Source organism: Dictyobacter sp. Z7_2 (assembly GCF_057551105.1).
On record NZ_BAAJPE010000001.1, the window covers coordinates 1,751,035 to 1,771,725 of the forward strand.

Here is a 20,691-nt window from a genome sequence, read left to right on the forward strand (position 1 = left end):
TACCTGCGAAAGAAAAACCATATTGACATAGTTAATTTAGGCCATATATACTATCCACAGAGACTCACACAATTGTATATCTATGATTACTTTCGCGGCAAAGCTCCTTTGTCCCGCAAAAAAGTCAGCCCGCGAAAAAGTGAAAACTCATCGTTAAAGAATTGTGCTATTCCCTCTATAAAATTATACTATTGCATTATATATATTTGAAGCAGCTCCGGTATAAATAGTGGAGACAACAAAAGGAGATATGAATACTTCACCATATCGTGTTGGCATAGACATTGTTGAGGTTCAGCAGATTCAGGACTCGATTGAACGGTTTGGTCATCGCTATCTGGATAAAATATTCACGACCGACGAACAGACCTATTGCAACAGTTATAGCCATATTTCAGCCACGGCTCAAAGCTTTGCCGCTCGCTTCGCTGCCAAAGAGGCCACGCTCAAAGTACTACGACCCGAAGGAACCAGATTAGATTGGCGTTCAATTGAAGTGCGTCGTATGCCCGCAGGTTACTGTGACATCCAACTCCACCAAGATGCGGCTGAGCTCGCCCAAAAGCGAGGCATTCGCGCCCTTTCTGTCAGTATGAGTCATGAATTGGCCTATGCCACAGCCATTGTGATTGCAGATTTCTAATCATCAGGAAAGAAAAACAGGAAAGAAAAAACGGAAGGATATGACAACTATGAATGACCAGATTCGCACAATTTTAAAAGAGAATGCCCGCCTCTCAACTGATATAGACAGCTTAACCAATGACAGCAATCTACATGAAGCAGGGTTGTCCTCACATGCCACCGTCAACGTCATGCTGGCCCTCGAAGACGAATTCGATATCGAGTTTCCACCACGGCTCTTGAAACGCTCTAACTTCTCAAGCATAGCCAGCATCGAGAATGCCATCAACGAAATCATCAACGATCCAGAACTCGCCAAGTAAACAGCCACAATTGCACCTTTTGACCGATTATGATCCAAATGTAGCACAGGGGTTTTACGCCCCTGTGAGCCCCCATCGCGTCAAAGTCCCTCTATTGATCCTATTACCAGGGAGGCGCTGGGAGCCGAACATGGGACATGAGTGGCATGGGTACCTCGGTTTTACGCCCCTGTGAGCTCCCATCGCGTCAAAGACCCTCCATGGATCCTATTACCAGGGAGGTGCTGGGAGCCGAATATGGGACATGAGTGGCATGGGTACCTCGGTTTTACGCCCCTGTGAGCTCCTATCGCGTCAAAGTCCCTCCATTGATCCTATTACCAGGGAGGCGCTGGAAGCCGAATATGGGACATGAGTGGCATGGGTACCTCACAGGGGCGTAAAACCCCTGTGCTACATTTTTGTTTTTAACATGTAATAACGGCGCAATCTTTTTGTCAAAGATTGCTGGTTTAATACGGGATAGATACTTTCGACTGATTGCCTATTTGCATGGAGGTGCTACTCTTGCCAAGGGCATTCCAGATCACCACTTCGACATTGCCATTGGCCAGGTTCGCAAAGGTTCCACTAGAAGATTTCAAGCCTTGATTCTGAGTATAACTCTCCCAGCCAGTTGCGGCATCAGTGGCAAAGTATTTATAGATCTCGGTACGATCCCAGCTTCCATCGCCAGTGAAATCGTAGCGCACTTCCACTTGAGTGCCATCAGCAACCTTTGTGCCAGCATCCAGAGATAAGTTAAATGCGGTGCTCTTAGACGAGTTATAGGTGGCGGTCAAGCCAGTCTTTTCGTAGGTCGTAGCGTGAGTCGGTGTACCGTCATGATTAATACCGCCCGCACTGGCTATGGTAGCAATACTGGTCGTACTGGCAGCAGTAGAGCTTAAGCTTCCACCCGCCAGGAGAGAAAAGGTGTTGCCTGTGGTTGGATGAGAGACGGGCGTCGATGCCGGAGTTGTAGCAACACTGGCCGGAGTCGTTGCAACTGGCTGCGGTGTACTGGTAGCGCCGGTCGCGGGCGGTGCGGTAGAGGCCCCTCCTGCCGGACCAAAGGTTATTTTATAATCCGCATTGGCATCGGTAAAAGTACTGGTAGGATCATCGTAGGCATAGCTGTAGACCGCAGGGCAGTTTGATTTGAAATAGGCGGCATAATTCACAGGCCACTCGGTGGGTTTGCAGGTTGCGGCGGTCGCATAATTGCCTCGGCAGCAGTATTGATCGGTATTAAATTCCTCGCACGCACTTTTGCAGGCCACAATCTGTCCACTGGCGTTCTTCTGTTGCAGAGCACCGGGACAGCCTGGATTGAGGTCATTACCGCAGCCAGCAGAGCCACACCAGTATTGATTGCCAGCAATCGGCTGAGCGCCTCCCACAGGAGTAATGGTCATCGGGACATTATAACCATCGACGAAGCTAACATCGTAAAAATCCTTGCCATCGGCACCGTTCAGCGTAAATTCGGCCAGCGTAGCCGGTGGAATGCCTCCAGCTCCCTTGCACGCCAGGACACCTCCACAATCGCCAGTCTCACAGGTACCCGCTCCGGCACTGTTGAATGAACAATTCGCACGTCCCCAGAACCTGCCACCCCAGTTATTCGCAACAGTAAAAGTATGGGTTGCGCCAGGTGCCATCTCCCAGCCACCACTTTCTGGCGTCGTCAATCCTGAATTGGCCAATGCGCCAGCCCAGATGGTCTTCTGCGTATTATTCACAAAGGTAAATGTGCGCGTCGTGGCGGTATCCGCTTTGGAGTTGTGGGCGTTTCCGATCGTAATTACAAGCGCAACCACACACGCCAGAGCGAGTATCAGAGAAGGTACAATGATAACCCATCGCTTCATAAAAGATCTCCATATCAATAGTAGGTGCAGATATACAGGCCAGACTGCTCGCATATCCACGCTTTCTCTAGAGCAGATCACTTCTCACTGCATTTTTTGAAGAATGCTATAGATATTTACAAGAAACAAGTTTCTCAAATTCGATAGATTCTTTAGAGAAACTTGTTTCTTGCTATGCGTGAAAAGTGGAAAGGCGTTGCCCTGATTATAAATTCAGAGCTCAACAAACACCTCTCTTCAGTAACCAGACACTCTCTGCTACACATGTTTCAAAGTGTATTAAATAGTGTAATCAGCTCTCTTTTGATGTTATAAAAGATCTCCGGTTTTCTGTCAAATGGACTAGCCATATATACCAGTTTATACAGCATAACTAAACCATCCAGGGCATAGCAATTTCAAAAACATCAAATTAGTACCCTTTCACTCCTAGAAAAGTATGTCAATCTCGCTTAAAATTCCTTTAATAAACAAAAGGTTTACTCTCCCACAAAATTTCCGTCTGGTCATACAAACTCATCTACCAGTGGACAGATAAGTTCACTCAAACGGAGCAAAATGATTGGTTTAGGATACTGAGCATTCATTACTAGCAGTGGCAATCTCGTGTTTTTATTGATGCTAGAAAACCCTTCACAATTGGATAATTTTGCCGACAGGGCGCGTTTTTTCGTAGGAAATCCTTCGCGATACGCAGATATTATAAATCGTCTTCAAAATGCTGTCACCTACGAAAATCGCGTTTTTACACTTTCGGAGCAAGGATTAAAATACAATGGCAAGAAGCTTGGAACGATAGCAACATTGCAGGGAAGGAAGGGATCAGATCTTCCAGCCTCACATGCTGTCGTTATCAACGACATCAGATCGCTGGAAGGCACAAAATATGCTTTTATTCGAGATCCACTGACGGAAAATTTAGCATATCGCGTCAAATTAGATGATTTACAGGAAGTAATGCATCCAGTTAGTCAAGTGCCAGTGAAGATTCGATAACTACGCGCCATCAATCCAAATAAGAAATCGGTCAATAATTACATGCGTGTCAATAAGGGCGCGGGACGTTCACATGTACTGCTTAAGGTTGCATAATTGCCGTCGTCGGCGGCCTCATAGAAGGCGTGAAGCGTATCGAGCACGTGGAAAGCCAGCTCGCCATTAGCTCGATGACGACGTCCGGTTCGCAACGCATAAGCCATGTCGACAACGCCGATGCCACGCGACGGCTTACGATAGCCATCGATCAGTTCGACGGTGTGCCAGCTATGCGTCGCTCGCTGCCAGAGACGGATCGGACCGTCGTAGAAGCTGGGATCTGGCAGACTGAGCGTTCCTTCGGTGCCATAGATTTCGATGGTTGGCAACTCGCTGGCCCAGATATCAAAGCTCATCATCAGAGTCCCAACGGCTCCGTCGGCAAATTGCATGATGCCGGTGACGTAGGTCGGGACGGCGACTGCTATCTGCTGGCCTGCATATGGCTGACTCTGAATGGTGCGTTGCGCAAAGGTGCGTTTGGTGAGACCGGCAACGCTCCGAATAGGTCCTAGTAAGGTAATCAAGGCGGTCAGATAATAAGGTCCCATATCGAATAATGGTCCGCCGCCGGGCTGATAGTAAAATGCAGGATTGGGATGCCAGATCTCTGGGCCGTGATTATAGAGAAAAGCGGTGGCGGCAATAGGCTGTCCAATCCCGCCCTCATCGATCAGCTTGCGACATGTCTGGATGCCTGCTCCCATAAACGTATCGGGAGCGCCTCCCAGCAACGCTCCCTTCTCTTGCGCCAACGCCAGGAGTTCCATCACCTCGTGCCGGCTAATCGCCAATGGCTTCTCGCTATAGAGCGATTTGCCCGTCTGTAAGATTGCCATCCCAAGAGCGGCATGCACGTCGGGTGTTGTCAGGTTGACGACTATCTCAATATCAGGATGCTTGATCAATTCCTCGACACTCCACACGTTTGGAATATGATATTGCGCCGCCTTCTCTTTAGCTCTCACTGGATCAAGGTCGGCGCACGCCACGACATCAAGGATATCAAAAAGCTTTAAAACCTCAAGATAAGCACCACTTATCACGCCACAGCCAATCACGCCGACGCGTACCTTTGGATAATCCATCATTGCCATCCTTCTCTCACCTTCAGATATAGTAACATCCTTGCACACTGCTCGCACTCAGGCTATTTAATCGCTCCCGCAACCCCGTTAATAAAGTAGCGCTGCAAGACAATAAAAATGAACATAATCGGTGCCAGCGTGATAACTGAACCTGCACAGAGATAGGTCCATTGAGTCGAGTTCTGTCCAATAAAAGCGAACATGCCCACGGCCAGAGTCTGCAGCTCAGGCTGTCCGAGCGTAAAAACGAGTGGGATAAAGAAGCTGTTCCAGGCGCTGATAAAGGTAAACAGTGCCACCGTGGCCGCCATCGGAGCGGCCAGAGGCAGCATGACGCGCCAGAAGAGTTGATGAAAACTCGCGCCATCGACACGGGCAGCATCTTCCAGTTCCCGATCGATCGAGGAGAAGTATCCCATAAACAGAAAGGTGCTGAAGACAACGCCGCCGGCCGTCTGCACGATAATAATGGACCACAGCGAGTCGAGCAGGCCCAGCCGCTGAATGATGTCAAAGACCGGGATGATGGTGTATCCATGCGGCAAAAATAGCGTTACAGCCACCAATCCAATCACGACCTTTTTGCCGAAAAACTGACGGCGAGCCAGCACATAGCCGGACATAGCAGTAATCACGACGGTCAGGATCACTGTAAGGACCGTTGTGAAAATAGTGTTGAAAAAGAATTGCCCAAATGACGCCTCATTCCAGGCACTGACATAGTTCGACCACTCAAACTCCTTTGGAAAGACGCTCAATCCTTCATCAAAGAATCCATCGACGCTCTTAAATGAACTACCCAGCGTCCAGAGAAATGGATACATCCAGAGGATACCACCTGCCAGCAGCACTATATGCGTCAGGGTCGTCGTGAGACGCCGATATGAGCGGCCAGCACGGCGTGGCGGCGCTTTTTTCTGCTCAGGAAGCGGCAGAAAAGAGCTGTTCGTTGTTTGCAAAGCCATCGAATTCCATCTCCTCTTCTTTTCTTTTAGCCCTGCGCAGACGTGCGCCGTCCAAGCACATAGCGGAACACCAGTAGCTGTATCAACGAGAGTCCCAGAAGCAAACATCCATAGAAAAAGGAGGCCGCCGAGGCAAAGCCAATATTTGGCTGCGTGACGGTCGAAGAATAGCCACCAAAGGCTTGATGGTAGATGTAGGTGTTCACAACTTCAGTCGCAAAGTAGGGACCGCCGCTGGTTAATACCTGCACCAGATCGAAGACTTGCAAACTCCCCAGAATCGCCAGGATCAAGATAATTAAGCCAATGCCGCGCAGCAGTGGGATCGTGATATAAATGAAAGTGTCCACAGAGCGTGCCCCGTCGATCTTAGCTGCTTCATAGAGTTCGGTGGGAATCGTTTGCAGTCCGGCCAGAAAGTAGATGAGATTGTATCCCAATGTATTCCAGATACCTACGATGATAATCACCCACAACGCGAAATGGGGATCGGCGAGCCAGTCGATATGGCTACGCGTGAGATGCAGGCCGATTAAAAGATTATTCACGTCGTCGCCAAAGTTCGTCATGATCAAGCGCACCACGACGCCCACCACCGCAGCTGAGGTAACAACTGGAATAAAATAAATGGCTCGATAGAAGGTCGAGAAATGTAACCTGGGATTATTCAGGACCAGGGCCAGAATCAGCGCCAGCGTCAGTTGAACAGGCACCAGGACAATCATGTAGATGAAGGTATGCGTAAAGGCTTGCCAGAAAATGGAGTCGTGAATGACCTGTGCAAAATTATCCAATCCCACGTACTGCGATGGATCACCAATGCCGTTCCACTGGTAGAGCGTATATCCCAATGAGGCGAAAAGCGGATAGATGACGAAGGCCGCCAGCAAGACCAACATCGGGACCAGATAAAGATAGGACCATCCATTGCGCCGGATCTGTTGCCAGACGCTGACACGATGGCTTTTCTTGCTCACAGGCGATGAATCTGTCGGCGGCTTTGAGATTGTAGAGATTTGCATGGAAAGGCTTCTCCTATACATACACAGGGAGGGATTTACGTGTATCATCCTGTGCAGCGTAACTTCAGCGTAACAACAGGGCCAACATCCTCCGGGAAGAGACACGATCCGAAGGATGCTCGCAAATCCTACCTGGCTTGCGCCGCATATGGTTTTATGGGGTCCCAATCAGGAAAAATGTAATCGCTCAGGCTCACCTTATAACCTTGTTGTTGAGCCTGCGTAATCCCTTTATTCAAAGCAGCCTGATACCGTCCGGCGAGATCAGAGAGGGCGTTCTGAATATTCGTAATCTGCCCCGTATAGATACCAGCCAGGACATCATTGACATCGGGAGAAACGGTGGCCTGCACTACATGAGATGTGAGCGGATTCCGAATACTGGCACTCGGACCAAATAATTCGAGGTTTTGCGTGGCAATATATTGTGCGAATGGCTTCGATTTGACAGAAGAGGGATTATTCACCTGTGGAAAGATAGAGATATCCTCGTTGTACTGAACCCAGCGCTGCCCGGCGTCCTTGCCATAGACCCAGCTAAACCAGGCCCAGGATTCGTCGGGATACTTCGTTTTGGCTGAGATCCCCCACAGGGTCCCACCACCTGAGGTATAAAAGTAGCCCCTGGGCGTTGCCTCTGGCGTCGGCAACGTGACCAGGCTGTAGTCGGTGAATTTGTGCTGTGTCCATTCCGCCTGGTTCCATACTCCACCTACGGTCATCCCAAATTTGCCACGCTCAAAAAAGGCTCGTGCCTCTTCATCTGAGATACTCATCGAGTTCGGATAAAGATAGCCATTTTTCTTCCATTCCAGCAGCAGGGCAATAAAATCTGAATACGCTCGATCGGTGGCATAGGTCCACTTACCGGTACGCAGATCCTGATTATAAGCGCCACCAGTAGCTCCTGCACCACGCACAAAGATTTCCAGCCACCAGGCCAGGATAAAGTTTTGTCCATTGCCAAAACCCAGGCCGTAGGTTGAACCAGCTCCCTTCTTTGTGATCGCGGCGGCGGCATGCGTCACATCGTCCCAGGTCTTAGGCAGCTTGACCGAACCATCGGCGTTCGTCACACCCGCTCCCTTAAAGACCGCATTATTGATGTAGAGCTGTAACCAGGGAGCTGATCCAGAGATAGGAGCCGAATAGAGCTTGCCACTGAAAATATTACTGCCTTCATAAAATGTCCCCTTCGGGAAGGTCTCCCGCCAGCTTGTCCCCGCCCACTTATCAACCGGCAGCAGCCACCCTTTCTGTACCTGATCATTGACTGTAGGTGTGCCCGGAAGCATAAACATGTCTGGCTCTTTATTGCTTTTGATAGCCAGCTGGACCAGATTAGCATAGGTATCCGTTACATGCGTCGTCTTTTTAATCTTGATTTTGGGATGCGCTTGCTGGAAAAGCTTGATCTCATTATCGAGCCAGGGAGCCTGACTGACCCAGTAATCCCAATAATTAAGCGTCACCGTTGATGAGGATGATCCCGAACCTCCACATGCAATCAAAGCATCAGCCAGACTGGCAGCACCCGCAGTCGCGGCAGCAGTCTTCAAGAAACGTCGGCGGTTCATTTCTGATATATTCATGGTTGTGCATCTCCTTTGCGCAAACAGAACAACAAAAACGCTCAAAAAGTCCATTTCCCTGGTTACGAGTTGCTCCGTATGTTACTTACGGCACATGCGTATATACCTCCATAAGCCTTAGAAAAGCGCTTCAGCGACTTCTCTCAGCTGACAGACATAAGGACATCGATACTACCTTACAACTGGATGTCAGAGACAAAGGCGAAAAGTCTGACAGGAATGTTACGTGACGAGTTGCATTGCTCGCTAAATAGGTACAGATACTTTTGCCTATAGCATGCGAAGAGATATCCTACAGCATTCTGAAGGCACGAGAGTAGGGAGAGAATTTTAGGAGGACAGGACCATTTTAAAGATGATGTCGATAATTTAATCATAAGAATGCACCATCGTCAATCAAAACAACGTCCTCGTTAGTATCTGACCGTCTGCATTAAAAGAACAAATAGAGCAACAGTGCTTACTATACTCCCAATGCTACCATGGGATCGCTCCCATGTCAAGATTTGAAGAGAAAGTGAAGGATTATGAGGTATAATGCGGGCGAGCATTACGTGAAGGAGTCAAATACTTGCTGCCATATTTCCCATTTAAAACCAGCGACTTTCGTATGACCATGGGCACACAAGCGATTGGCACTGGTAATCTCATCGACATCGATGAACACTATCCAGCCGAAATCGCCCTGAAAAACGCGCTCCTGGCTCAGCATCATCGACGCTTTTTTCAGGCCCTGCCCGAGACGCAACTACAGCAATGGGAGGTTCTGGAGATCGTACTGCACAGCCTGGTTCATGACTATCCAGAAAACTTCGCGCTTATAGTCAGCGATCAGCATTGGATCTGGCAGAATCGCCTGCTTGGAGAGAGCACTACATTCATCTTTGGCGATCCTACCAGCCTGCCGCTGGCTCCTCTGGATTGGTTGGGACGGCAGGTACAAGAGGATCTCTTAATTCTGAGCGGCGCACAAGAAGACGGTATGCCCCTCATCGCCGGACAGCTCTGCTTCCCCAACGCCTGGTGCCTGGATGATAAAATGATGCAACCATTCTTAGAAATCCATCAGCCAGTCCCCATCTTCCTGACAGCTGTAGGCCGTCCAGCGCAGCTTCTTCTCGAACGCCTGAAAACCGATCGACCGATATGGCGAGTCAACTGGTCAATTGTCCCAACCTCTCTGCTCTCACGCACCCCGGATGTGGTCCAGGACGAAAAACGTCAGAACGAAGCCATGACCCTGGCAACGATCGGCCGGCGATGCTTTGTACGCATCGAAAAGCAGACGCTCGTACGGCTACCACAAACGCATGCGCTCCTCTTTACCGTCCACACCTATCGTGAGCCGCTTGCCAGCGTCATCGAAACGCCCGGCTACGCCCAGAGGATCGCGCACACCATTCGGACCACACCTGGCGAGCTCCTTGATTATAAAGGGATCGCCGCCTTCCGGGAGGTTCTGCTGGATTATCTTGATACAACCAGCCAGAAGTAGATGCGTTTTAAACCAGTTTCTGTAGCTTACTTTGTAACCCTGTCAGCGCACTATCGATACTGGAGCCCCCTGTCAGCGCGCTATAGACAGATTCCTGGATAGCTTGAGTAATCTCGGGGTAGCGCGGAGATTTTGGACGCAATTGCCCTCCCTGGATGATCGGAAGAAGATCTTTATAAAACGGGTTCTGCTTAAGCACAAAAGGATCTGCATAGACGCTTTCCAATGTCACGGTAAATGAGGCATCGATAGCGGCAAATGTCTGTGCTTCCTCCTGGATCATCCACTGAATGAATTCCCATGCGGCATCCTGTTTCTTGGAGAAGGCATTGATGCCCAGATTCCATCCACCCAAACAGGAGCGTGCTCCATCAGGTAGAGAGGTAACATTAAATTTTTGTGCCACCTTTGGATTGCTGACACTGTCGCTCAAGGCGATGTACGTCGGCCAGTTACGCATAAACAATGCATTGCCATTATTCCAGATGGCATCACTTCTATCCTCATCATAGTCCAGGATATCGGAAGGCGAGATCGACCCTTTCCATACCTTCATCTCCGTCAGGGCCTGACGGGCCTGTGTGCTATTAACGATGACCAGACTTAAGTCCAGGGGGCTTAAAATGTTCCCCCCATAGCTGGAGAGAACCTCGACAAAGTTACAGACCAGACCTTCGTATTTCTTTCCCTGCCAGACATAACCAGCCGCGAGTTTGTCGCCATATTGCTGCGCCATATCAACTAGCTGGCTCCAACTCGTGGGAGGAGCCGTAATCAGATCGGAGCGATAGTAAAGCAACCCAACATCTGTACGAAAGGGGGCAACCCAGATCTGCCCCTGATACTTCGCCCCATCGATGGGAGTGGAAAGGTATCCTTCCCGCTTCTTCATATCCCAACGCCCATCAAGTGGGGCAAGCCATCCATTATGAGCGAATTCGTCGATCCATATCATGTCTACTGAGATGATATCTGGACTCTCGTGGTGGGTCTGGAGCCTTGTCACAAGTTTATCATGTTGCTTATCGCTCGATGTATCCAGCATCCTGACATGGATACCGTGTGGATTGATCTTGTTAAAGGCATTAACCAGCGCACCATAGGTTCCTTGCAGATCATGTTCGCTTTCCCACGCAATATTAATCTGTCCTGTGCTACTGGCAGTGCTGGTCTGGCTATTGCCAGGCAAAACATGAGATGCAGGAGGATTACTCTCACAACTTTCCAGGAACAGTAGCATGGACGCACTACTGGCCAGACCTAGACCCACGGCGCGTTCCAGGAAGTCACGGCGCGTGATACGTCCGGCATACATCATATTCGTCAGTTCGTTGAACGTTGATTGATGTTTGACACGCATGAAGACCTCTCCTTTCTATCCAGAGAACAATAAGGGGATCTCAGGGATAGCTTCCTTGTATCCCCAACAGCCTGATTCCGGCAGATGTGACCTGCATGACCACAACAGCCTTGTCCATTGGCTCACCATCGCTCCCAAAAAGGATGTGTCCGCTCACACCAGGAAAAGAGGGATTGTTATGTATAACCTGCCACAATGCTTTTGGTGTGAGCGACACTTGCTTTTTTGTCAGAATATCATCACTCGCCTCCAAGAAAACGCTTGTGGCATCGTATGCAAGGATGGTATCGCTATCTGGGGAGAGGGTATCATCGAGATATCCTGCTTGCAGCTTTGAATAATCAAAATCGCGAGCATACTCATCAAAGAACGCAGGCCGTTGCGTCAGATGCCCCTGCCATTCAGAGGAAAAGGCAAATGAGGTCATAAGCACGCCATTGAAAGCAGCCCTCTTATCTGGTGTAGAAAAAGAATAAACATATGGATAAAGAGCATCTCCTCCCATAATCTGTATATCTGGCCATTTACTATGCACATAGGGCACCAGAATGTTGGCATCATCAGGATAGCCTGCCAGATAGATTAAATCCGGCCGGGATATGGTATTCACCGCGTCATTGATACGGTCGGGAAGCGTATTTGTAGCCTGTCCGGTCGTATACGTGATATCCCTGATAATAACGCCAGTCTCGCCTACCCGACGCTTAAACGCTTGAGCCAAGCTATTACTGTAGGTATCATTAGTATCATAGAACAGAGCCACCTGCTTTGAGTGCTGAATTGCAGCAGTCTGTGCCGCAACCTCAACTTCTCGCGGGATAGATGGAGCGACGCTGAAGAGATACGATGTCTCTACGTTCGAATAGAGCGAGGTGGATGAGATCATAGGAATATTGGCTTTCCCCAATTCCTGAACAGCTTCATCGGCATTGGAAAGCTGTCCGACAACGCCAACAATCGTCGTTGTATCGTTTGTAATTGCCTCTTTGATCTGCCGGGCAACGCTTACCGCATAGATAGATGGATCATCGACGTTAGCAATCAGCAGGCGCACGAGCAGATCATCAGGCAACTTATGCTGGCTGTTGTACTCCTTTTGAGCGACACATGCTCCCTGAAGAATGCTACGCCCCACATTGATAGCATTGAGATTGTTTCCCGTCAGCGTTACGACAACAACAACCGTCACGTAATCATTAGAGGACACATCCAGGACATTCTGATTTTCCTGATAGATACAGGCTTCTGCATCGGTTCCATCCTCACGCACGGCGAGATCCCAATATCCCTTTGCAGCATCGCGTTCGTTCTGCTTGAGAGACTGCGTAGCTTTCTCCTTGAGATCACCATCGGCACGATTGGTATCAAAATTCGTCAATCCATAGCTCAGTCCCACGTAGGAACCATCTCTTGTCGGATTCACATCGATAGGATTCGGCGTGGCTGAAGGCGTAGGTGTGGTCACTACGACTGGATGAACAACAAGAGGTTTGAGAAATGGAAGAGAGATATAGAGGAATAAGCCAAGAATGATCAACGATGAGATGATCGTCGAGATAATCCAACGTTTCCTCCACAGTTCTCCAATAAAATTGGCCAGATGCTGCGAACGTTTATCTAAATAGCTATGCAAGCTCCCCACCGCTGCCTCGACGCGACCTCCCATAGAAGGCAACTGGAGCACAACACCAAACGTGCTCACAAGCGTGCTAATAAGTACATAGACAGTCGGGCTGATAACTGAAAAAATGAGCGCAAGTGCTAAGAGTAATAGTGCCACTAATGCCACAATCAGTGCAGCCGGCGAAAATGGATGATTGGTATTTTCTGGAGTGCCAGATGAATTTTGTGTAAAAGTAGTATCTCGTGGTTGCTCCAGAGCATCCTCGGCCTCATTGCCAGGTTGATTTTCCATCATCGTTGCTCCTTACCTATTGTGACAACATATATACACCAACAGGCATCTCATACCTATATAGACGGCAAATTAACCGATTTCTTCAATGGAGCATCAAAGTCAATATTTCGATGTTACTAGCCTTTGAGACCGGTGGTACTTGCTCCTTCGAGGAGGAGGCGCTGGAAGATCAGGAAGAAGCCGATGATCGGGACCAGCGATAAGACCGACATGGCGAAAAGCTCTCCATAGGCAGAGTTGCCAGTACTATCCAGGAAGGTACGCAGAGCGATCGGAACGGTATAGAGCGACTCGTCGTTGAGATAGATCAGTTGGGTAAAGAAGTCATTCCAGGTCCAGATAAAGGTGAAGATGGCGGTAGTCACCAGAGCCGGAAGGGACAAGGGGATAATAACATTCCAGTAGAAGGCGAAGCGGCTACAGCCATCGATCTTGGCCGCATCATCCAGTTCGAGTGGAATGCCGCGAATGAACTGGATCATCAAGAAGATAAAGAATGTATCGGTCCCAAGGAATTTCGGGACGACCATCGGCAGAAAAGTATTGATCCAGCCGAGTTGCTTGAAGATGATGTACTGGGGGACAATCAGGGCATGCAGCGGCAGCATGATAGAACCTTGCATGACGATAAACCAGAAGATTTTGTATTTAAAGCGCAGGCGCGCAAAGGCATAGGCCGCCATCGAGCACGAGATGATGTTTCCGATTACGGCTCCCAGACAGATGATCAATGAGTTGATGAAAAACTGCGCAAAGGGATAGTCAAGGGCATTCCATCCATCGCTAAAGTTGCCTAGCGTCCAGGAGGGAGACGATAGGCCCAGGTTCGTAAAGAGTACATCTTCGGGTTTGAAGGAGGCGCTGAATAGCCAGAGCAAGGGATAGATCATGATCACAGCGCCACCTATCACGATTACGTACAGGAGCAGACGACTCACTACTCTTTGAGAAGATGGTCTGCCTCTTATGATAGATCTGGCTCTCGCTGCCGATACTTGAGTGAGCATGCTTTATCCCCTATCATCTTGATAAAATACCCAGTAACGCGATGTCAGAAAGGCAATTATCGAGAACACCGCGATGGCCAATAACAATATCCATGACATAGCAGAGGCATATCCCATCTGCAAGTAGGCAAATCCTTCCTGATAGATATAGATCGTATAGAATAAAGTGGAGTTTATCGGTCCACCGGTACCTCCGCTGACAACAAAGGCTGAAGTGAATGCCTGGAACGCTCCAACCATCTGGAGGACCAGATTAAAGAAGAGCAGAGGCGTGATCATGGGAACAGTAATCGAGAAGAACTTGCGCAGAGGTCCTGCACCATCTGCCGCTGCGGCCTCATAATATTCCTTTGGAATCTGCTTCAGGCCAGCCAGAAAAATGAGCATCGGCGTCCCAAACTGCCAGATGGCCAGAATGATCAGCGTATACAGAGCCGTATCCGGAGTCGAGACCCAACTGGTAGTGGCATGAATACCAAGCAATCCCAGGAACTGGTTCACAATACCATCGGAATCAAAGATCTGCCGCCACAGCAGCGCTATGGCGACGCTTCCACCCAGGAGCGATGGCACGTAGTAGATAGCACGAAAGAGTCCGATTCCCCGCAGACCCTGCTTGAGCAAAAGCGCGACCAGCAGGGCAAAAATGATCTTGAGTGGCACTGAGAACAGCACATAGACCAGCGTCACTTTTACGGCATCCAGCCACTTGGGATCATGAAACATTGTAATATAATTCTGCACCCCGATCCACTGAGGGGCGCTGAGCAGGTCGTAACTCGTGAACGAGAGATAGAGCGAGCTGAGTACGGGTCCAATCGTAAAGATCAACAGCCCCAGAAACCAGGGAAGAAGAAAGAGGTAGCCAGAAACATTCTCTTTCTTCTCAAGCGTGGCACGCTTGCGGAGACGCTGCTGCTCAGATATCAACTCTCGCCTCTGACGTATCTGTTCCTCCGTTGGAGTAAAGGCCATCTAGCTACCTCCAGTTTGTAGGATCAGGCGAGTGTCTGCACAGCCTGCTGATGAAATGTTGTAGCTCCCTGCATCACGGTCTGCTTGCCAAAGCTTACCGATTGCGCGACCGTCATCAGATTGGTCTGAATCTTTCCTGCTCCCGATGGATCAAGCACATGTTTCGGGCTGGTCGTGGGGCCGTTCGCGACCAACGAGGTAAATACAAGCAGCGCTTTGCCGGATGAGTCGAGGGTCGGGTCAAGGATAGCGCGTGCACGTGCGCTACCAGGAACTCCACGATCCATTTTGATGGCCTTGACGCCATCAGGTTGTGTGATGATGAAGTTGATGAAATTGGCGGCCTCTTTGACATACTTTGATTTAGCGGCGATACTCATCAGCATGGAGGGCTTGAGATAGATGCCGGGAGCGGCTCCAGTAGGTACTTGTTGCAGACTATATTTATGCTTGGAAAGCACTTGATAGCCACTGAATTGGTTTGAGTGCGCATTAGCATAGGCAGCTTTCCCCTGCACAAGCAAAGATGCAGCCGGTCCACTCCCGGTGACGGTGGCCTGAAGTTGAGCCGAGGCGCAGGCTCCAGATTGGCGTAAGCTCGCCCAATAATCAAACCAGGATGCCACATCATCAACGGTAAAAGCGGCTTTGCCGTCCGTTGCATAGACCTCTCGTCCACGCTGACGCACCCAGATCTCGAACATATCCATAGCTCCACTCATATCTTGAGATCCATAGATACTTTGGGCTTTGAGCGCTGCTGAGATACTTTTGGTGAAGTCTCCAAATTGTGTCCAGGTCATTGTGGGCGGAATCGTGCCCACCCCTGCTTCAGCAACGATATCGTTATCACACACCATACACTCATAGTTGCCGCCCAGAGGAATACCGTAGAGAACCTTATTATCTTCACTGTTCGACAGCATATCCTTGTCAAAATCGGAGAGATCGATCGTCTTGTCAGCAATCAGAGAGGTCAGATCCAAGAGCGTCTTCTCATCGGCATACTGCTTCACGTAGCTCATATCCATCTGAATAAGATCAGGAACCGAGCCACCAGCGATCTGGGTATTCAATTTATTGAAATATGAATTGAAGTCGGCGGACCAGGAGGTAATCGTGACGTTGGAATGAGCCTTCTTGTATAAATTGGTGGCATTCTTGGTCAATTTGCCACGCGAGGCGTCTCCCCAATATGACAGTTGCAAGGTTTCGTTGCTAGCTCCAGATGTGCTTCCGTTTCCACAGGCGGCCAGATCTAATAATGCCAGGCTGGCTAAGCCACTCAAACCGATTTGACAGGCTTGCCTGCGCGTATAAAGGTTCCTTCTCATATGATGATGACTCCTCGTTTTCTGCACAGTTGCTGCAAATACCCAACGGCGGGACGAGTTGATAACATCCATTGTCATGTCCATGACCATCATGAAATTACGAGAGGTGATGCGGTACAGGGGGCCAATCTCTCATCGCGGATAGTTTTATGGCTTTTCCTTCAAAATAACGCTAGCTCTGCCCGTAGGCCAGCTTTTTTGCTATCAATCCGCCAATGTGAACGGTCACATTATAACTAATTTCTTGCCATTTGTCAATACTCGTAGATAAGAAGAGGAAATATATTTCATTAATTTCACTCAAAATTTATATTTTGGGCAACAGACTTAGCAAATCATCTGGCTCTACTGTACAATTTATAATCTATCGGCACACAAAAAATTGCCAGACAAACAGAGCGAAAAATAGTCTTTTGTGATCACCATGACTTGATTTCTCAAAAATCTTTGTGTATAGTAAATGTGATCGGTCACACAAGTAGGATCGCAAAATCTGAAAGAGATGTGAGGAGTGCAGAGAAGATGCCAAAAAAACGTTATGCGCTGGTTGGCGCCGGTTCGCGTGCTCGGATGTTTGTTGATGCACTAACGACAAGCTATCGCGATGTCGCGGAGCTGGTTGCGTTCTGCGACCTTAGCCAGACGCGCATGGATTGGTACAATCAGCGCCTGACAACGGTCGCAGGATTAGCACCAATAGCTACCTATCATGCCGACCGGTTCGGGAACATGATTGCTGACACCCATCCTGACATCGTCATCGTCACAACCATGGACAGTACTCACCATCTGTATATCATTCAGGCCATGGAGCGAGGTTGTGATGTTCTCACTGAAAAGCCCATGACCACCGATATACAGAAGATGAAAGCGATCATTGAAGTGCAGGAGCGCACTGGTCGATCATTACGCGTCAGCTTTAATTATCGTTACACGCCAGCGTACACGCGCTTCCGCGAACTGGTCATGCAAGGAGTCGTAGGCAAGCCGCTTGCCATCAACTTCTCCTGGCTGCTCGACACCAGTCACGGCGCAGATTATTTCAGGCGCTGGCATCGTGAGAAGCAGAATAGCGGTGGACTACTGATCCACAAGGCCACCCATCATTTTGACCTGGTCAACTGGTGGATCGATTCGTATCCCAAAGATGTCATAGCGCTCGGCGATCTGCAATTCTATGGACGGAGCAATGCAGAGGCGCGCGGCGAGCATTATGACTATGAACGTTATACCGGCCACGCCGCAGCGCTCAACGATCCATTTGCGCTGACACTCGATAGCAACGAGGCGTTTCAGCATCTGTACCTGGCAGCCGAGGCCGAGACCGGCTATCTACGGGATCGCAACGTCTTCGGGGAGCCGATAACGATCGAGGACACCATGTGTGTTGCCGTGCGTTATCGCAGCGGAGCGCTTTTATCCTACAACCTGATCGCGTACTCGCCCTGGGAGGGACTCCGCGTGGCGATTACGGGTACGAAGGGTCGCATCGAGATGGATATCGCGGAAACAATCACTCATTTCAAGGATGATGGGACTGCGATCTCCAACGCCAGCAAAGGACCATTCAAATCAGCCCATATCAGCGCGCATCCAATGTTCGGGGTGCCGTACGATGTGGAGATTCCAAGCGGCACGGGAGGCCATGGCGGTGGCGATCCTATCTTACTGGAGCAACTCTTTGCGCCGACGCCTCCCTTTGATCCATTTCAGCGTGCCGCATCGCATATTGATGGGGCTGCATCGATCCTGGTGGGGATCGCCGCGAACGAATCGATGCAAAATGGTCAAAAAGTAGTTATTGACGATTTATTTGTGCTTCCAGACAAAGGTCTGTACGAGCAGATCAAAAACAGGCAGATAAAAGAGGATTAAATTTTGCACCTCAGCATTATCACCGATGAAATATCGGAGGACCTTAAACACGCTTTACAGGTCTGTCGCGAGTTACATGTTGATACGATCGAGTTACGCAAAGTAGATGGCAAAAATATTGTCGAGCATGATCGAGATCATCTATTACAGATCAAAAAGCTTGTGCACGAGAGAGGCTTTCGCGTCTGCTCCATCGCGTCACCATTCCTTAAATGTCCCCTGTGGGAGAGAGAAGATACGCCACTCAGCAGTAACAGAACCTCAACATCTGCACAAAAGACAGAATGGGAGAGCTTAGAGCGCTCATTTGAGATTGCTCACCTGTTGGCCGCCCCTCACGTACGAACCTTTTCCTTCTTACGCGCTCCTGATCCAATTGCAGCGCGTCCGCTGGTACTGGAAACCATTGCGGAAGCTGTCCGACGCACCACGGAGGCAGGACTCCAGCTTGTAATCGAGAACGAGCATGCCTGCAATATGGCGACCGGCAAGGAGACAGGCTGGCTCCTTCAGCAGATACCAGATCCCGGGTTTGGGGTAACCTGGGACCCAGGCAACGAGGCCTTCCTCGATTCTGATCCTTATCCAGCTGGATACTCCTATGTGCGTGGGCGCGTGCTGCATATGCATGTAAAAGATGTCAATCGACAGTTAAAAAATGCTCAATTTGTCAAAATGGGCACCGGTAGTATCGATTATGTTAACCAGTTCCGTGCACTGGCCGAGGATGGCTATGATGGGATTATTTCACTGGAGACACATTATATTCATCCGCAAGGTGGGCGCGAATATGCGACGCGTGAGTCGCTGGCAGCATTACACACGATTCTCAATAAAGCGCACGTACCGTTCGCTTAAACCCATAATCAGTAGCGTCGCACGCTCGCGTGCGATGTCCCTGTGGCTCGTACGAGACAGCACAATCTTGGCATCCAACGCTGGCCTGCCTGATCGTACATCGAGTGGGACATCGCACGCGAGCGTGCGACGCTACAAGGTCTTTGCTGCGCTCGACACTGATTGAGGAAAGGAGAGCGTATCTATGGAACCAGTCACAACACAACGTTTGCGCCACGTGATTATAGGTATCGGAGCGGGCATACTCAATGGACATCGTCCGGGTCTGGCACTGCCGACAGTCGAACTCGTGGCGGGCGCGGATGTGGATACCATAAAAGGTCAAGCGCGAGCGGATGAGTTGCAGTGTGCCTTTTACGATGACTATAAGCAGATGCTCGCCAAGGTCAAGCCAGACGTGGCGATAGTTCTGACGCCTCCTTTTCTCCATGCAGCGATAGTGATCGATTGCTTACAGGCAGGCTGCCATGTTCTGGTCGAAAAGCCTATCGCCATCCAGGTATCCGAAGCGGATCGGATGATCGAGACCGCTCAGCGCTGTCAGCGTCTGCTTGGAGTAGTCTTTCAGCATCGCTTTCGTCCCGAGATCATCGCCGCCAAAAAGCTCCTCCAGGAGAAGGGGCTGGGAGAGATTCAGCGGGCCGAGTTGACCGCCGTCTGGACACGACCAACCAGCTACTATACACTGGCTCCCTGGCGAGCAACCTGGACAGGTGAAGGCGGCGGCATCCTGACCAATCAGTCATCACACAATCTGGATCTGCTCTGCCACCTGCTTGGCTCACCCAGACGCGTCTTCGCCTGGACGCGACGCCTACTCCATCAGATTGAAACCGAGGATACCGTCCAGGCAATGTTGGAATGGTCCAATGGCGCATTGGGCTCTGTCCACATCAGCACCGCAGAAGCAGATGATCCCGAACGCCTGAAGATTATAGGCACACGCGGGCTGCTGGAGATCGGTCGTGAAACCCTGACTGTGCAAACCCTTGATACCGATATGCACGCGTACGCCATCCACACCCAGAATCCCTATCAGCAGCCGACCAGGCATCCCTATGAGATCATCCTGGAACCAAGGAAGGAGAAAAGTGACTTCGTGGCCGTCTATCGCAGCTTCCACGAAGCTATCTTACATGGAAGCCATTTCTCTTCCATCGCCACCAATGCCAGAATGGAATTAGAGTTAGCCAACGCTATGGCCTATTCAAGCTATCATCATGGTGAAGTCGAACTTCCACTGGATCGTCAACGGTATGCAGCCTTACTACAAGATCTCCAGCAACACAGCAAATACAAACCTACAGCATAAGCCAGAACAACACGCGTAGAAAATATACAGGAACGACACTCATACCGCATACGAA

Annotated in this window: 17 protein-coding genes; 7 read left to right on the forward strand and 10 right to left on the reverse strand. The window is 49.7% G+C overall.

Translation table 11 applies throughout. The features are described from left to right. Positions 1 to 250 precede the first annotated feature (250 nt). Both acpS and AC27N8_RS06785 read left to right on the forward strand, forming a co-directional pair. The gene (gene acpS / locus AC27N8_RS06780) at positions 251 to 643 is read left to right on the forward strand and encodes a holo-ACP synthase (protein ID WP_487065260.1); all 393 of its coding nucleotides are present in this window, start codon (positions 251 to 253) and stop codon (positions 641 to 643) included. A 49-nt stretch (positions 644 to 692) separates the two neighbouring features. Beyond that, complete coding sequence (locus tag AC27N8_RS06785) at positions 693 to 947, forward strand: acyl carrier protein (protein ID WP_487065262.1); 255 nt, start codon at positions 693 to 695, stop codon at positions 945 to 947. Positions 948 to 1,399: 452 nt separating this feature from the next. Here the strand turns inward: AC27N8_RS06785 and AC27N8_RS06790 are convergent, their stop codons facing one another. After that, a complete protein-coding gene (locus tag AC27N8_RS06790) occupies positions 1,400 to 2,800 on the reverse strand; it encodes a thaumatin family protein (protein WP_487065264.1) in 1,401 nt (466 codons plus the stop codon). 606 nt (positions 2,801 to 3,406) lie between these two features. Here AC27N8_RS06790 and AC27N8_RS06795 point away from each other — a divergent pair. Continuing rightward, the gene (locus AC27N8_RS06795; RefSeq protein WP_487065266.1) at positions 3,407 to 3,796 is read left to right on the forward strand and encodes a hypothetical protein; all 390 of its coding nucleotides are present in this window, start codon (positions 3,407 to 3,409) and stop codon (positions 3,794 to 3,796) included. Between the two features lie 38 nt (positions 3,797 to 3,834). Here the strand turns inward: AC27N8_RS06795 and AC27N8_RS06800 are convergent, their stop codons facing one another. The 4 genes from AC27N8_RS06800 to AC27N8_RS06815 all read right to left on the reverse strand — a co-directional run bounded on the left by AC27N8_RS06800 (position 3,835) and on the right by AC27N8_RS06815 (position 8,502). Further along, a complete protein-coding gene (locus AC27N8_RS06800; RefSeq protein WP_487067911.1) occupies positions 3,835 to 4,926 on the reverse strand; it encodes a Gfo/Idh/MocA family protein in 1,092 nt (363 codons plus the stop codon). Between the two features lie 59 nt (positions 4,927 to 4,985). After that, positions 4,986 to 5,888, reverse strand: coding sequence for a carbohydrate ABC transporter permease (locus AC27N8_RS06805; RefSeq protein WP_487065268.1), 903 nt, complete (start codon positions 5,886 to 5,888; stop codon positions 4,986 to 4,988). A gap of 26 nt (positions 5,889 to 5,914) precedes the next feature. Beyond that, entirely contained in the window at positions 5,915 to 6,910 is a 996-nt protein-coding gene (locus AC27N8_RS06810) for a carbohydrate ABC transporter permease (protein WP_487065270.1), read from the reverse strand. 128 nt (positions 6,911 to 7,038) lie between these two features. After that, a complete protein-coding gene (locus AC27N8_RS06815) occupies positions 7,039 to 8,502 on the reverse strand; it encodes an ABC transporter substrate-binding protein (RefSeq protein ID WP_487065272.1) in 1,464 nt (487 codons plus the stop codon). A 571-nt stretch (positions 8,503 to 9,073) separates the two neighbouring features. Here AC27N8_RS06815 and AC27N8_RS06820 point away from each other — a divergent pair. Next, positions 9,074 to 9,997, forward strand: coding sequence for a heme-dependent oxidative N-demethylase family protein (locus AC27N8_RS06820; protein ID WP_487065274.1), 924 nt, complete (start codon positions 9,074 to 9,076; stop codon positions 9,995 to 9,997). A 7-nt stretch (positions 9,998 to 10,004) separates the two neighbouring features. On the opposite strand, the gene AC27N8_RS06825 is transcribed toward AC27N8_RS06820, so the two are convergent. The 5 genes from AC27N8_RS06825 to AC27N8_RS06845 all read right to left on the reverse strand — a co-directional run bounded on the left by AC27N8_RS06825 (position 10,005) and on the right by AC27N8_RS06845 (position 16,591). Beyond that, on the reverse strand, positions 10,005 to 11,357 hold the full coding sequence (locus AC27N8_RS06825; protein ID WP_487065276.1) for an ABC transporter substrate-binding protein: 1,353 nt from the start codon (positions 11,355 to 11,357) through the stop codon (positions 10,005 to 10,007). Positions 11,358 to 11,397: 40 nt separating this feature from the next. Further along, entirely contained in the window at positions 11,398 to 13,275 is a 1,878-nt protein-coding gene (locus AC27N8_RS06830; protein ID WP_487065278.1) for an ABC transporter substrate-binding protein, read from the reverse strand. Between the two features lie 116 nt (positions 13,276 to 13,391). Then, entirely contained in the window at positions 13,392 to 14,282 is an 891-nt protein-coding gene (locus tag AC27N8_RS06835) for a carbohydrate ABC transporter permease (protein WP_487065280.1), read from the reverse strand. 3 nt (positions 14,283 to 14,285) lie between these two features. Next, positions 14,286 to 15,257 (reverse strand): carbohydrate ABC transporter permease, encoded by a 972-nt coding sequence (locus AC27N8_RS06840; RefSeq protein ID WP_487065282.1) that lies wholly within the window; start codon positions 15,255 to 15,257, stop codon positions 14,286 to 14,288. 23 nt (positions 15,258 to 15,280) lie between these two features. Next, a complete protein-coding gene (locus AC27N8_RS06845; RefSeq protein ID WP_487065284.1) occupies positions 15,281 to 16,591 on the reverse strand; it encodes an ABC transporter substrate-binding protein in 1,311 nt (436 codons plus the stop codon). Between the two features lie 522 nt (positions 16,592 to 17,113). On the opposite strand from AC27N8_RS06845, the gene AC27N8_RS06850 reads away from it, so the two are divergent. From AC27N8_RS06850 to AC27N8_RS06860, 3 genes are all read left to right on the forward strand, one after another. Beyond that, a complete protein-coding gene (locus AC27N8_RS06850; RefSeq protein WP_487065286.1) occupies positions 17,114 to 18,466 on the forward strand; it encodes a Gfo/Idh/MocA family protein in 1,353 nt (450 codons plus the stop codon). Between the two features lie 3 nt (positions 18,467 to 18,469). After that, entirely contained in the window at positions 18,470 to 19,324 is an 855-nt protein-coding gene (locus AC27N8_RS06855; protein WP_487065288.1) for a sugar phosphate isomerase/epimerase family protein, read from the forward strand. Between the two features lie 184 nt (positions 19,325 to 19,508). Next, positions 19,509 to 20,636 (forward strand): Gfo/Idh/MocA family protein, encoded by a 1,128-nt coding sequence (locus AC27N8_RS06860; protein ID WP_487065290.1) that lies wholly within the window; start codon positions 19,509 to 19,511, stop codon positions 20,634 to 20,636. The last annotated feature ends 55 nt before the right edge of the window (positions 20,637 to 20,691 follow it).

Bases quoted from the DNA above. Each gene is read 5' to 3' on its own strand.
- acpS (WP_487065260.1), top strand. From the start codon at position 251: ATGAATACTTCACCATATCGTGTTGGCATAGACATTGTTGAGGTTCAG.
- AC27N8_RS06785 (WP_487065262.1), top strand. From the start codon at position 693: ATGAATGACCAGATTCGCACAATTTTAAAAGAGAATGCCCGCCTCTCA.
- AC27N8_RS06790 (WP_487065264.1), bottom strand. From the start codon at position 2,800: ATGAAGCGATGGGTTATCATTGTACCTTCTCTGATACTCGCTCTGGCG.
- AC27N8_RS06800 (WP_487067911.1), bottom strand. From the start codon at position 4,926: ATGATGGATTATCCAAAGGTACGCGTCGGCGTGATTGGCTGTGGCGTG.
- AC27N8_RS06805 (WP_487065268.1), bottom strand. From the start codon at position 5,888: ATGGCTTTGCAAACAACGAACAGCTCTTTTCTGCCGCTTCCTGAGCAG.
- AC27N8_RS06810 (WP_487065270.1), bottom strand. From the start codon at position 6,910: ATGCAAATCTCTACAATCTCAAAGCCGCCGACAGATTCATCGCCTGTG.
- AC27N8_RS06815 (WP_487065272.1), bottom strand. From the start codon at position 8,502: ATGAATATATCAGAAATGAACCGCCGACGTTTCTTGAAGACTGCTGCC.
- AC27N8_RS06825 (WP_487065276.1), bottom strand. From the start codon at position 11,357: ATGCGTGTCAAACATCAATCAACGTTCAACGAACTGACGAATATGATG.
- AC27N8_RS06830 (WP_487065278.1), bottom strand. From the start codon at position 13,275: ATGATGGAAAATCAACCTGGCAATGAGGCCGAGGATGCTCTGGAGCAA.
- AC27N8_RS06835 (WP_487065280.1), bottom strand. From the start codon at position 14,282: ATGCTCACTCAAGTATCGGCAGCGAGAGCCAGATCTATCATAAGAGGC.
- AC27N8_RS06840 (WP_487065282.1), bottom strand. From the start codon at position 15,257: ATGGCCTTTACTCCAACGGAGGAACAGATACGTCAGAGGCGAGAGTTG.
- AC27N8_RS06845 (WP_487065284.1), bottom strand. From the start codon at position 16,591: ATGAGAAGGAACCTTTATACGCGCAGGCAAGCCTGTCAAATCGGTTTG.
- AC27N8_RS06850 (WP_487065286.1), top strand. From the start codon at position 17,114: ATGCCAAAAAAACGTTATGCGCTGGTTGGCGCCGGTTCGCGTGCTCGG.
- AC27N8_RS06860 (WP_487065290.1), top strand. From the start codon at position 19,509: ATGGAACCAGTCACAACACAACGTTTGCGCCACGTGATTATAGGTATC.